We start from the raw sequence: 13,473 nt of genomic DNA on the forward strand, positions 1-13,473 counted from the left end.
GGAATGACTGTCTCGAATCATTCCCCGATTCACTCGCAACCAAGAACAATTGGGACAATGGCTCGACGCCGTCCCCACCGTCACCGGGCTTGCTCGATTCGACTCACGAGCCGGACGTTGGCATTCCGAGTTGACGCATCTTGCGATACAGGTTGGATCGATGCAGCCCGAGCTTGCCAGCCGCTTCGGTCATGTTGCCGCCGCAAGAAGCAATCAAACGCTCGATGTGCTGAATCTGGAACTCCCGCGTGGCCGAGTTCAAATTGCCGTCCACATCCTCCATCATCGGCATGACCGCCGTCGAACGAGTTGCCGAGGGCGACATCATCAAATCATCCGCTCGAACCACATCGGTTGTTGTCAGATAACAAATTCGTTCGACCGTGTTGCGAAGTTCCCGCACATTGCCTGGCCAATCATGCGACAGCATCGCGTCGCGAGCACAGGGAGCAAATGTTGGCACCGCTCGACCAATTTGCCGGCAGAAGTCAACCAAGAAATGCTCGGCCAACTCCATCACGTCTTCGCCCCGCCGCGACAACGGCGGCAATGTCAGCGAAACAACATTCAACCGGAAGAACAAATCTTCGCGGAAGCGTTTGGTGGAAATCAGCTCCTGCAGCGGTTGGTTGGTCGCCGCGATCACGCGAACATCCACCGGGATCGAGCGAGACCCACCGACGCGGACCACGACCTTTTCTTCCAAAACCCGCAGCAACTTGGCTTGCCCGCCAGCGCTCATGTCGCCGACTTCGTCCAAGAACAACGTGCCGCCGTTGGCCAGTTCAAACTTGCCAACACGAGTGTCCGAGGCGTCCGTGAACGCACCTTTCTCGTGACCAAACAGTTCGCTTTCCAGCAACGTCTCAACCAAAGCCGCGCAGTTGACGGCGACGAACGGTCCGTTGCGACGTTCGCTCTGATAATGAATGTGCTGGGCCAACACCTCTTTGCCCGTTCCGTTGCTGCCCAACACCAGAACGCTGAGATCGGTGGGCGCCACCTTGGTGGCGTTGCGGCGGATCTCCTGGATGGAATGGTGGTTGCCAATCAGCGGTTTGGACAGGGCCGCCTGCTCGACCAACCGGTCTCGCGTTTCCGTCAGATGCGTTCGCGTTCGATAGGAATCAATCGCAATCGAAGCGTGCATCGCCAATTCGGTCAGCGTCCGAACGTCCGCTGCATCGAAGCTCTCGTTGCGGTGATCCCCGGGTCGAGCGTTGATGCCCTCAAAAACGCCAATCACTTGATCGCGAGCGTTGACCATCGGGACGGCCAGCAACGACCGTGTCGTGAAATTCTGAGCTTGATCGATTCGTCGGTTGACGCGGCCTTCGTCGGTTCCCCCGGCCGACCACCAGCGAGGGCTGCCGCTGTGCAAGGCTTCGCCGACGATCCCCGCGTTGTCTTCGACCTCGAGCACACCGCCTTCGATTCCGGTCGCCGGCCGGCCGATCAGCTTCTTGGTGCGTTTGTCCCATAGAAAGATGGTGGCTCGTTCGCAGTTCAACACTTCGCAAGCGCAGTCAGCCATGGACGCCAGCAATTTCTCGTCGCTGTCCAGCTGCTGCCACACAGCCGCGTGCTGCAACATTTTGGAGGTCTGCCACAACCGGCGAGCGTCGTTTTGATGATTGCGTTGCAACCACAAAAAACGGCCCAAGGCAGTCGCCAGCATTGCCAGGGTGCTGGCCTCAGCCGGTCTGCCATCCACCGACAACACGATCGCATCGCTGCCGACGCCGGGCAAAAGCTCTGGGCTCGACGAAACCGCAGATCCGCCCGAGCCAGCCGCAGCCGAGCAAGCCACGGACGCACTCGTCGTGTCGCTGCCCGGAGCAACCTGAACTCCCACCGCCGCGAAGCCCTCGGCCGTGACGGTTTGATCGTCTGCCACCGCTTGGCTGGCCAAAGATTCCGCCTCGCTCCAGCGATCACCCGTCCAAAACGTGGGCTGCCAGCGATCCTGAATTTGGCTGACGATCCCGCCGCGCAAAGTCGCCCGATTCCCAACCAGCCCCAGCAGACCGGGCATGAACGATGACAGGACACTGGTGTGCGTCATCGAGCCCTCCGAAGAGGTGGGGGAAGCGAGTGAGGGCGATGCCGTGTGCGACCGGTCCATGGTTGAAGGTGCTTTGACAATAGTGGGGGATGAGTAACCAATCACGCGTCGGTGTCCCAGTTAAGAACGTCGGCTTGTCGGTCTTGGAAACCGCCGCGATGATGTTCACCGTCGGACAATCAAATAGAACTAAGCCGAAAAGGTTGAAGATGCAATTCGAAGGTAAAAAAGGCCTGATCATCGGGGTCGCCAATGACCATTCGATCGCGTGGGCGATCGCTCAAGAAATCCTGAAACAAGGCGGCAAATGCGGTTTCACGCACCTTCCCGACCGAGCGGACGACGAAAAGCGACGCAATCGACGCCGTGTCTCCAAATTGACGGATCTGGAAGACAATGCCGAATTCCTCCTACCCATGGACGCGAATAACGACGACGACATCCGCACCGTTTTTGAGCACACCGAGAAAACCTTCGGAAAAATTGACTTCCTGCTGCATTCAATCGCCTTCGCAGACCGCGACGATTTGGGCCGCGAAACGATGCACACCTCGCGTGCCGGCTTCAAATTGGCCATGGAAGCCAGCGTTTTTTCACTGCTGGCCGTCACCGCCGCCGCGGAACCCATCATGAATCCGGGCGGTTCCGTGCTGACCATGACCTACTACGGCGGCGAAAAGTGCGTCCCCGGCTACAACGTCATGGGCGTCTGCAAAGCCGCTCTGGACGCCTCGATGCGTTACCTGGCGTTTGACATGGGTGCCCGCGGCGTCCGCGTCAACGCCCTGTCCGCCGGCCCCATCCGCACCCTGGCCGGACGTGCCGCGGGTGTCGAAGAAATGCTGACCATGTACGAACACATGGCACCGATGGGCCGCAACGTGACTCACGAAGAAGTCGGAAAATCCGGTGCGTTCCTGCTGAGCGATGCCAGCTCCGGAATCAGCGGCGAAATCCTGCACGTGGACGGTGGTTACAACGCCATGGGCAGCCCCGGACGCTTGCTCGACGAAATCAAAAAGCAAACCAAGTAGCTCCTAGCTCCTAGCTCCTAGCTCCTAGCTCCTAGCTCCTAGCTCCTAGCTCCTAGCTCCTAGCTCCTAGCTCCTAGCTCCTAGCTCCTAGCTCCTAGCTCCTAGCTCCTAGCTCCTAGCTCCTAGCTCCTAGCTCCTAGCTCCTAGCTCCTGGCTCCTGGCTCCTGGCTCCTGGCTCCTGGCTCCTGGCTCCTGGCTAACTGCTAACTGCTAACTGCTAATTGCTAATTGCTAATTGCTAATTTCAACTCCTCATCCCCAAGGACTTCCCATGGTTCGCACCGCTTCGACGATGATGCCACTGGGCACTGTCGCCCCTGACTTTTCGCTGCCTGAAACCGATGGCGGAACGGTCTCGCTCGCCGACTTCAAGGACCACAAAGCCTTGCTGGTCATTTTCCTCTGCAACCACTGCCCGTACGTCAAACACGTCGCCGAGCAGCTCAAGTTGCTGACCGATGAGTACATGCAGCATGGAGTCGGCGTCGTCGGCATCAACAGCAATGACATTGCGAAATACGCCGACGATGACTTCGATGCCATGAAGGCTGAAAAGGAATCCCGTGGCTATGGGTTTCCGTATGCCTTGGACGAAGACCAATCGGTCGCCATCGCCTATGGAGCCGCTTGCACGCCGGACTTTTTCTTGTTCGACGCTGATCACAAACTGACCTATCGCGGCCAGCTCGATGCCAGCCGTCCCAAGTCTGACCTGCCGGTCACCGGCGCGGACCTGCGTGCGGCACTCGACGAAACCATCGCGGGCCGCTCGCCCAAAGCCGAGCAACGACCTTCGATCGGTTGCAACATCAAGTGGAAAGAAGGCAACGAGCCGACTTACTTCGATCCCAACGGCACCGCGTGAACTCAATGACTCCCGGTACGCTTTTGAACGACGCCCAAGCCATGTTCTCGCATGGCGTCGAAGCGGTTCTGGGAGACCGACTGCTCATCGATGCAGTCTCCTTCGACGAGACCGCCATGGCGATCGCTGAGCACTCGATTCGCAAAGACTCTTTCGAGCGTGTGGTGGTCGTCGGTGCCGGCAAAGCCTCTGCGGCCATGGCCGCAGGTTTGTCGCAAGTCATCCGGAGCAACTTGACCACCGCTGGCGGCGAAGACTTTCCTGTCATCGGGCATGTCAACGTGCCCGCAGGATGCCACCGCGACCTGCCCGGCATCACGATCCAAGAAGCTCGCCCGGCGGGAGTCAACGAGCCCACGATCGCCGCGATCGAAGGCACCGATCGGATCCTGCAACTGGTCGCCGACGCCGGACCTCGCGACCTGGTGATCGGCCTGATTTCGGGTGGCGGCAGTGCGCTGCTGTGTCGTCCATCGCCCGGCATCTCGCTCGATGACAAACTGACCGTCACACGTTGGCTCAGCTCGCACGGCGCCGACATCGTGGCCCTCAACACCGTCCGCAAACACCTCAGCGAAGTCAAAGGCGGTGGACTTCTGCGAGCCAACCGGGCCGGACAGTTTCTGACTTTGGTACTGTCGGATGTCCTCGGCGATCCGCTCGACCTGATCGCCTCCGGCCCCACCGTGCCCGACTCTTCCACGGCGATCGATGCCTTGGGCGTCTTGGACCGTTTTGATCCCGACCACCAACTTCCCAGCCTCATTCGCGAACACCTGAAGCGGGCCGCCGACCATCCTGCGCCCTCCGTCGCCGCTGCCGACCATTCCACGTTCGTGCTCGGCAACAACGCCGTCGCCGTTGACGCAGCGGGAATCACCGCGGAAGCCCTGGGTTACAACCATGTCATGCATTGCCATCGCCAATCTGAAGGCGAGGCGGAGACCGTGGGCCGGCATTTGGCAGACCTCACGCTCACGATGCTGCAAGCTGACCCGGCCGTGCACCGACAAGACGCCTTCCTGAGCGGCGGCGAACCCACCGTCTCACTCGCCGACGCGTCGATCCGAGGCATCGGAGGCCGCAACGGGCAACTGGTCCTGGCCGCCTACGCTCGACTCTTGGAACTGAATCTGTCCGACGACCAATGGTCTCGGCTAGCAATTCTTTCGGGCGGCACAGACGGCGAAGACGGCCCCAGCGACGCCGCGGGCGGCATGATCGACGGCAGCGTCCATCGGCGAATCACCGAGCTTGGACTCGACGTGCACGACGCCATGCGACGCAACGATTCCCACAGCTTCCTCCGGCAAGTCGGCGGCTTGCTTCTGACTGGCCCCACCGGCACCAACGTCTGCGACATCCGGATCGCTTTGGTGGACCATCCGAAACACCGCCGCCATCAAACCTGACCCGATGCCCTGACTCGCCACTTGGCGTCCCTACCAGTCATCTGTTCCAAGTCGCCCGGATCGGTCACAATCAACCCTCAGGATGAGTCCGACTCATCCCCACGCACCCGTGGCACAATTGGATAGCGCGTCGGCCTCCGAAGCCGAAGGTTGTGGGTTCGAACCCCGCCGGGTGTATTGGCAGAAAACACCGTGATTCGTTGACAAAACGATTACCTGCCGCTGTTGGCAGAGCACACTTTTGCAAGTCTTCTTGTGGGTAAATACCCGCAAGGCATTGAAAGTGATGCTCATGCTTCATTCAAAAGGTGCGGTCCCGAAGTACCGCAAACACTCCAGTGGACAAGCCCGAGTCACCATCAACGGGCGTGACTACTATCTCGGCCCTTGGAAAAGTCAGACGTCCATTCGGGCCTACGATCGGATCATTTTCGAGTACCTCGCGAGTGGGCGAAGTCCGAACTTTGGGCTGGAGTCCCAAGAGCTGACCGTCGCGATGATCATGCTGGATTACGTGAACTACGCTCGCAGCTACTACGGAGACGGCAAGTCATCCGAACTTCATCGGATCAGGGCTGCGTTGAAGCCGGTGAAGCAGTTGTACGCGAATTCGTCGGCAGCGGACTTTGGCCCTCAACAGTTCAAAGCGGTTCGCCAAGCAATGATCGACAATGGCCTTTCCAGGCCAGGCATCAATCACCACATGCAGCGCATCGTCCGGATGTTCAAATGGGCAGCCTCCGAAGGAAAGATTCCTGCATCAGTGTTCGAAACCCTGCGTCTGATCCCCGGATTGAAAAGCGGTCGCACTGAGGCTCCGGATACGGAGCCAGTTCTTCCTGTCGAGGAATCTGTCGTCGAAGCCACTCTTCCAATGCTCACGCCAGTCGTCAGGGACATGGTTCGCGTCCAATTGCTGATCGGTTGTCGGCCTGGCGAAATCTGCAAGCTCACGCCTGGATGCATTGATCGTTCCGAAGACGTTTGGGTGGCAACCGTCACGGAACACAAAACGAAGTGGCACGGGCACAGCCGACTTCTTTTCATCGGCCCTCAAGCACAATCGATCCTTGAACCCTACTTGGATCGTGGCGACGACGATTGCCTGTTCCGTCCCGTTGATGCAGTGGAACAGCAAAGGGCAGAACGTGCTGCGAAGCGGAAGACCCCCAACTCATGCGGGAATCGGCGTGGCCGGAAGTACGACCGAGGTGGGCTGCGAGGCCAATCCTCCAAGAAGTCTCCCGGCATTGAATACACGACTGACAGCTACCGACGTGCGATTCACAATGCGTGCGACAAAGCCTTCCCTGCCCCCGAAGGCCTGACTACTGCTGAAATCAAGGCGTGGCGGTCGGAACATCGCTGGAGCCCCAACCGATTGCGACACACTCGCGGAACGGTGATTCGCCAACAATTCGGACTGGAGGGAGCTCAAGTGGTGCTCGGTCACAAGAACGCAGATGTCACTCAGATCTACGCTGAGCGCGATATTGCTAAGGGAATCGAGATTGCTCGAAAGGTTGGCTAGCAACCTCCGATTCGAAGATCAGCTGAACGCAAACGCCGCTCCAAAAAGAGCGGCTGATTTGGTAAAACGACAGCAAAGACCAGCAGACATTGCAACTGGCTATTGACGCCGCAGACGCTGCAACGCCGCACTTTCCCAGACAGTGTTGGCGAAGTCCAAATCTCGCGACAAGTCACTCCCCGACGAGTTCGCCGAGAAAAATTCTTGCCCCGGGACCGGGGCATGCCACCGAGCAAGATCCAGTGGTCTCGTGTTCCGATGTGGATCTCTACGACAAGCCTTTTTCCAAGTAACCTGCCGTGAATTCCCCCTTCTTTTCAAGAGAGCTTTTCGCACGTGCGATGGAGACACGTGTTCTCCGCCAAGTTGTTTCAGAGCTCTGCGAGCGAGAACTGCTCTGCAAAGGCAGGTTAAGTCATGCCCCAATCAAAGAACGCGTTGAAACGGGCTTGTCCGATGACGAAAACTTAATCGCTCTAGCAATTCATCTTTCGCCACGGGAGTTTGCCACAGACTTTGAAAGCGACTACTTAGCGCGCGACATTGTGCCCGATTTGCAGGCCATTCCTGCAGAGTGTGTCTCGCCTGTAGTTCCGCTCCACTTCACGTTCCCGGATGAAGTGATACGTGAAAAAGCGGAATTCAAGCTTCTCCAGCGTGAACTCGAGGAACTCCGAGAGAGCCTCATTGCGGAGCATCTCAAAAAGCACCCGAAGGACAGTCGCCCCCACGCGGAATCGCAAACGCGACGCGATTTCGATCATGCCGAAAGGAAAAAGACGCGTGCTTTCCTTGATGACGAACAACTACCACCGATTTCGAAGCAAGCGATGTTCACTTGGATGGACTGGGTGTACGCATTGGACGGGAAAATCACACCGCGAATGTTAGAGAAAGCTCGAAATCACCTGCGAGAGTTGGTCGAAAAGGAAGTCTCACGGATTGAGGCAGCGATCAACGACAAAACATCAAACCTTCGAATCGGAACTTCAAGATCTAGTTCATTGACTTCTTCTCTAACTCTCGCTGAACCAGAGGGTGGGATTCATAAGCAAGCCGGGCAAAGCTTAACTGCCGATACGAATGCTATCGGCATGAAGGAAACGCGTGTTACAACCTTCCCCAGTCCGCAAGAAGAGGAACAACCAACGACAGAGAGCCCCAGGAAGCAATCGTATGCTGAACGACGAAAAGTCGCTGAGGAAATACTCCTGACCAGACAGATGCCAGAAGGATCAGAACCTCCTGGCATGTCACGAAAACTGATCGATGCTTTGCTCTTCGCGGAACCGGAATCGATCGAGGAAAGCGAGCGTAGCCTTCTTGTCTCACAGCTTGCCAAACGTGTTTGGGGTGGCACTAAAGAAGAACCGAATGATTCCGCAGTGAACAGTTTACGAAACAGAACTAACAAACACTTCAGGAAGGAGCTCATCCCCCTCTACATCGAGAAAAGATGGATAAAATCTGAAGGATGCTCGCGTCTTTCGCTCATAATTCAAAAAAAATCTGACTGGGAGAGCGCGGTAGAGCGTGAGAGAACACGCTAGAGCGCGGAGCTTTGATCCGATTTGCTCTGATCCTAGTGAAAGTCCGTATTCACTAGGAGTTGCACAACATGCAATCAAAAAAGCTTCTTCCCTTGCTTGATGCAATTGAGCAAGAGACCGGTCACCGGCCCCATCCCAGCACCGCCATGCGTTGGTGCTTGAAACCCAACAAGCACGGCAACGTGCTGGAATCCTGGATGATTGGCGGTCGGCGAATGACTTCCATCGAAGCTGTTCGCCGCTACAACGTAACCGTTCACCGGGACCATTCGACCTGGTGGGTTGACGGCTATTTTTTGAGGCGTCGGCGGCGGGCGCGTCGGACTCGCTTGCGGTCGGCTGCTTGTCGACGTTCGTCTTGCCGGTAGTCGCAGATGGATTCCGGGTGCGAGTCTCTCCAGGCAGGTGGGCTCAGCGCTGACCAGTCGGTTTCGCCAGCCAGGGCTCGGCGTAGCACATCATCCAGATAGGCGTGAACGTCCAATTCATTGCGAATCGCTGTCCCGATAATCGTCATCAAGTTCGCCGCTCGCTCACCTGCCGACAGCGAGCCTTTGAACAACCAGTTCTTGCGGCCTGTCGCCACTCGCTTCATCAACTGTTCGCAGTCGTTGTTGTCGATCGGAACGCGAGCGTCTTCGGTGAACCGATTCAGTGCCGCCCAGTGTCGACGCACGTACGCTGCCGCTTGGCCAAGATTGCTTTTGGGAAGCACCTTGGGCGAACTCATTGTTTCGCTTTGCAGGTATTCGTCGATCAAGCCCAGTACGTGACGCGAGAGGCTTTGCCTTCGCGACAGTCGCTCCGCGTCATCGAGAGTCTTGATTTGATCCTCGATGTCGTAAAGCATCCGGATCAGTGATTCCAGCTTCGCCACTTGGATCGGGAACGCACTGCGGCACTCGTCAATCTTGCGACGCGCATGCGCCCAGCACGCTGCGAACTTGATTCGCGAGTCGCTGCGCACATCGATCTTTTGAAAGCCTGACCAGCAGTCGCCGATCAGCGTTCCTTCGTAATCCGCCAGCACATCATCGGGGCCGTCACGGTGACGACTGACCGTGAAGTCGAACCCGACCACCGGAAGACGCGATGCGTAGTAGCCCCAGAAGTTCGCTTGGATGCTTGGCTTGCCAGAGGCGATGGCCTTTTCAAGCACTTCGACAACTCGGTCTGCGCGTGGATGATTCGATAAGTCGGGCATCACTTTGGGCGTGATCAGCACCACGCCTGTGTCATCACAGCCCACGCAAGCATCTGTCTTGAGAAACGACCGCAAGTGTTCGGCCAGTGGGCGTAGCGCGAACTCGACGGAGGTTTCAATATTCGCCAGCGTGCTACGACTGGGCGTCCAGCCGCTGCCGGCGAACAGGTCTTGCTGACGGTAGAACGGCAGGTGATAGAAGTACTTCCAAGCGATGACTTCGACACCGATCGAAGCGTCGAAGCGATCCCCTGCGACCAGTCCGGTAGGGCGCTCGGGGCTGATAATGGCCGGCCCTTCTTCGACACGATTCTTTTCAATTGGCTGAACGTACTTGGCGTACTTGTTGACGCGAACACGAAGTTTCGGCCGAATCCACTCGAGCGTTTCGACCTCGTCATAGCCGATCAGCTTCAATCCCTCACGTCGAGCTTCGGGAAGGTCAACGATCCGCTCAATTCGCGGCAGGTGCTCGGGGAACTTGCGATCATTCTTAGCGGGCGGCTTGCGGCGTCGTTTCTGTTTTTCTTCCTCAGCGTCTTGGGTGACCTGTTCCGCTTCCCGAATGGCTTCTTCCAGTGCACTGACCACTTCAGGAGTCGCTTCATCGCCGAGGTCCAGAAACAGCTGCCCGTCGCCGTCGACACGGCGTTCACTCCGCCTGCCAAAGAGTTGCTGAAGCAGTTTTTCGACCTTCAGCTGGAGGTCGATGTTCTTTTCCTCGAGCTTGTCATTGTGGCTCTTCAGCTCGAGTACCGAGTGGGCTTGCTCTTCGACTTGTGATTTTAGGCTTGCGATTATGCGGTGACACGACTCGATGTCATTGGGCGGTTGAACGTTCGTTGATCGCTTCGCATCCATGGTGCGCAATTATACGAAACGCACCCTGGATGCAAAGTGTTCCCATCAAGCAACTTTCATTCGCTTGCGTCTTGTCTTGGCCGATTTCAGTGACACGCCAGCGATCCACATCGCGAGCTCGACCGAATCGATTGTGAGATGCGATTGATCAATTGGAGGCTTTGGCAGCTCGACGGTTCCCTGCTCGAGCCGTCTGTACCACAAGGTCAATCCACCTGTCTCCCACCAGAGGGCTTTGATACGGTCTCGCTTTCGATTGACAAACAGAAACAGCGAACCATCGGTGACGTTCTTGCCCAACGAGGTGGTGACGATTCCGGTCAGGCCATCAAAGCCTTTTCGAAAGTCGACCGGGTCGGTGCACAGATAGATCGGCGTGCCCCCTGGAACTTTGTAATCGGGCAATCCGATCATGGCTGATTCGTCCGCGATGGGTTCGGCTGAGAATCAGTCGGCACTTCGACGCGAATACGGATACCACCGGGAAGTTCAATTGTCGCGCTCGCTTGATTCGCCATGGCAGAGGTGCGATCCGGTGTGGCTTGAAACGAGACGGGCACGAACTTGGTAACGGCGGGGACTTCCGGATCCCGTGGCGAACGTAGCTTGCGTTTCCAGTTGTAGAAAGAAGGCTGCGAAACACCTTCGGCGGCACAGAATTGAGCGACCGTCATCTGAGCTTGCTCAAATCGTTGCAAACGCTCCGTCCAAAGATTCGCGGTTTCGGATCGAGTCATGGGGTTTCTCCATTGGGAAGCAAAATAAACCCAATACCCTAAAACCCGCGTCTACAACGGTTCTGGTGAACGGTTACGCTACAACGAAGCAAATACCCGCCAATCGTCGCATCAGCAGAGCGTTCGTCCCGCCCCGATCACTTTGTCGAAGGCTCACCAAGACGCGATGCAGGCCCTCAGCCAGGAGGGACTGTGATGTCGGCGAACACCCCAGAACTCCCCTTGGTTCGAACTGGCGAATCCGAAAACACGAACCGCAACCAACGTGACAGCAGCGACGCAACGCTGCTCGTCAAACTCGCCGAAAAAGACTGCCAGCTTTGGAACAGCGGTTCCGACGGAAACACCTTCGCGACCATTCAAGTCGATCGTCACCAGGAAACTCACCCGTTGAAATCGAAGCGGTTTCAAAGGCTGATCGAACGCCGGTTTTACGACACGTATGGACGAGTTGCGAACCCCAATAGCGTGAGCAACGCTGTCTCCACACTTGAAGGGAAAGCACTGTTTGCTAGCGAGGAGCGAACGCCTGCACTTCGTGTCGCTGGTGACGATACGAAAATCTGGATCGATCTTTGCAACGATCGCTGGAGTGCGGTCCAAATCTCGGCAAATGACATTCGATTTGTTCCGTCAGCCTCCGCAAATTTTGTTCGCCCTGCGGCGATGCAACCGCTGCCGACTCCCGATGGAGCTAACCTCAGCCTCCTCCGGAAATACATCAATGTCCGAGACGATGATTTCTATCTGCTGGTTTCATGGATGCTCATGGCGTTGCGACCGACGGGACCTTATCCCGTTCTTGTTCTGTCCGGAGAACAAGGATCAGCAAAGTCGACGACCGCACGAATGCTGCGGGCGTTGGTGGACCCCAACCGCTCTCCAATCCGAGCTGCTCCGAAAGGACTTCAGGACCTTGCAATTGCCGCCAACAACGGAAGGGTCGTGGCGTTCGACAATCTCAGCTCCGTGCCAACGTGGTTGTCGGATGGCCTTTGCCGCCTTTCCACTGGAGGAGGATTTGCGACGCGAGCACTCTACGAGAACGACGAAGAAATCATCTTCGAAGCGCAACGCCCCATTATCCTGACGGGAATCGAAGATGTCGCGTCTCGGGCTGACCTTGCTGACCGCGCGATCTCGGTCACGCTGCCGATGATCCCAAACGCTAGCCGTCGCACCGAAAAGGAGATCTGGTTTGATTTCGAACAGGACGCTCCCACAATCTTTGGAGGATTGCTGGAGTTGCTTTCGGCAGCCATTCGTAACCTGCCGACGGTTGGCGTTCCCAACCTTCCCCGTATGGCTGATTTTGCTTTGTTTGCAACCGCAGCCGAGGATGCGATGGGATTGATGCCCGGTGACTGGATGAAGTACTACAGCCAGAACTTGGAGGCGACGAACCAAGCACTGATCGACGACACCCCGCTCATTGGCCTGATTCGCGAATGCTTGACGCGCAATCCTGAGCCAATGCAGTGTGGTCAGTGGCTGGAACTGTTGCGAATGCAGGCAAAGCATGATCCAACGTTGCAGAAAGTCATTCCATCAACGGCGCGAGGGCTGCGGGGTGAGCTCAAGCGTTTGGCACCCGTCATGCGTCGAGCGGGAATCGAGATTGACTTTGATACGTACTCGAACAATCACCGATCGATCATTGCGATCGGTACCGTTGAAGACGCAGTTGACCAACAGAGTCCGCAGCATTGCGGCGTTGGCAGGGAGGACTCCGGTACTTCACCTCCTGACATCAACGACCTTTTTGATGCTGCAGAACTGGAGGACTCGAACAATGCGTAGCGTTTCAAAGCGAAATCTGCAGCGAAAGCTACTTGCCCTGGCAGTCGGTTCGGTCAAAATCGATGATCAGATGATTGACATTTGGTCAATCAAGACCGTGCCGATCAACTTGCTCCTCGAGGCGCAACAGTTCTTGTTGGACGATCACGGAATGGTCTCCCTGATTTCTACCGCCGACCAAGAATGTCGCTGCCCTCGATGCGGTCGAGAATGTGACGTCCTGTACGTCACCGGCAAATGGGAATGCTCCGCGTGCGAGCCTGTCGTTGATCGGCGCAAACAGGTCATCCTGGAGTTGCTTGATCAACTGAAAAACATGGATCGCTAGTTCGACACAAAACTTGCAATACCAAGAAGTACACCGCTACAGCTCCAGAAATTCCGAAAGAACGGAGCTGTAGCGGGCAAGGCAGC

At 57.0% G+C, this 13,473-nt stretch carries 12 protein-coding genes and 1 tRNA gene; 9 read left to right on the forward strand and 4 right to left on the reverse strand.

The genetic code is table 11. The features are described 5' to 3' along the window. Nucleotides 1–103: 103 nt before the first annotated feature. Nucleotides 104–2,065 carry a sigma-54-dependent Fis family transcriptional regulator gene (locus PSR62_RS01960; protein ID WP_274406161.1) on the reverse strand — a complete coding sequence of 654 codons (1,962 nt, stop codon included), beginning with the start codon at nt 2,063–2,065 and terminating at the stop codon, nt 104–106. Nucleotides 2,066–2,274: 209 nt separating this feature from the next. Here PSR62_RS01960 and PSR62_RS01965 point away from each other — a divergent pair, with 209 nt between their 5' ends. From PSR62_RS01965 to PSR62_RS01995, 7 genes are all read left to right on the forward strand, one after another. Next, nucleotides 2,275–3,099 carry an enoyl-ACP reductase FabI gene (locus PSR62_RS01965; RefSeq protein ID WP_274408313.1) on the forward strand — a complete coding sequence of 275 codons (825 nt, stop codon included), beginning with the start codon at nt 2,275–2,277 and terminating at the stop codon, nt 3,097–3,099. A 271-nt stretch (nt 3,100–3,370) separates the two neighbouring features. After that, entirely contained in the window at nt 3,371–3,964 is a 594-nt protein-coding gene (locus tag PSR62_RS01970) for a thioredoxin family protein (protein WP_274406162.1), read from the forward strand. A 5-nt stretch (nt 3,965–3,969) separates the two neighbouring features. Continuing rightward, complete coding sequence (locus tag PSR62_RS01975) at nt 3,970–5,376, forward strand: glycerate kinase type-2 family protein (protein ID WP_274406163.1); 1,407 nt, start codon at nt 3,970–3,972, stop codon at nt 5,374–5,376. Between the two features lie 103 nt (nt 5,377–5,479). Next, nucleotides 5,480–5,553, forward strand: a tRNA-Arg gene (locus PSR62_RS01980). A gap of 115 nt (nt 5,554–5,668) precedes the next feature. Next, complete coding sequence (locus tag PSR62_RS01985; RefSeq protein WP_274406164.1) at nt 5,669–6,907, forward strand: tyrosine-type recombinase/integrase; 1,239 nt, start codon at nt 5,669–5,671, stop codon at nt 6,905–6,907. A 299-nt stretch (nt 6,908–7,206) separates the two neighbouring features. Continuing rightward, nucleotides 7,207–8,457, forward strand: a complete 1,251-nt coding sequence (locus PSR62_RS01990) for a hypothetical protein (protein ID WP_274406165.1) — start codon at nt 7,207–7,209, stop codon at nt 8,455–8,457. 68 nt (nt 8,458–8,525) lie between these two features. Beyond that, on the forward strand, nt 8,526–8,825 hold the full coding sequence (locus tag PSR62_RS01995) for a DUF1580 domain-containing protein (protein ID WP_274406166.1): 300 nt from the start codon (nt 8,526–8,528) through the stop codon (nt 8,823–8,825). On the opposite strand, the gene tnpC is transcribed toward PSR62_RS01995, so the two are convergent. The 3 genes from tnpC to tnpA are packed head-to-tail and all read right to left on the reverse strand — an operon-like array spanning nt 8,747 to nt 11,259. Next, the gene (gene tnpC, locus PSR62_RS02000) at nt 8,747–10,522 is read right to left on the reverse strand and encodes an IS66 family transposase (RefSeq protein ID WP_274406167.1); all 1,776 of its coding nucleotides are present in this window, start codon (nt 10,520–10,522) and stop codon (nt 8,747–8,749) included. The two genes, PSR62_RS01995 and tnpC, sit on opposite strands and share 79 nt — an antisense overlap. Nucleotides 10,523–10,567: 45 nt before the next feature. Continuing rightward, on the reverse strand, nt 10,568–10,936 hold the full coding sequence (tnpB, locus tag PSR62_RS02005; RefSeq protein WP_274406168.1) for an IS66 family insertion sequence element accessory protein TnpB: 369 nt from the start codon (nt 10,934–10,936) through the stop codon (nt 10,568–10,570). Further along, complete coding sequence (tnpA, locus tag PSR62_RS02010; RefSeq protein ID WP_274406169.1) at nt 10,933–11,259, reverse strand: IS66 family insertion sequence element accessory protein TnpA; 327 nt, start codon at nt 11,257–11,259, stop codon at nt 10,933–10,935. Before tnpA ends, tnpB begins: the two co-directional genes overlap by 4 nt. Before the next feature lie 195 nt (nt 11,260–11,454). On the opposite strand from tnpA, the gene PSR62_RS02015 reads away from it, so the two are divergent. Beyond that, nucleotides 11,455–13,059, forward strand: coding sequence for an ATP-binding protein (locus PSR62_RS02015; protein ID WP_274406170.1), 1,605 nt, complete (start codon nt 11,455–11,457; stop codon nt 13,057–13,059). After that, nucleotides 13,052–13,387, forward strand: a complete 336-nt coding sequence (locus tag PSR62_RS02020; RefSeq protein ID WP_274406171.1) for a hypothetical protein — start codon at nt 13,052–13,054, stop codon at nt 13,385–13,387. Before PSR62_RS02015 ends, PSR62_RS02020 begins: the two co-directional genes overlap by 8 nt. Nucleotides 13,388–13,473: the final 86 nt, after the last annotated feature.

This window comes from Rhodopirellula sp. P2, assembly GCF_028768465.1.
Classification (GTDB): Bacteria; Planctomycetota; Planctomycetia; order Pirellulales; family Pirellulaceae; genus Rhodopirellula.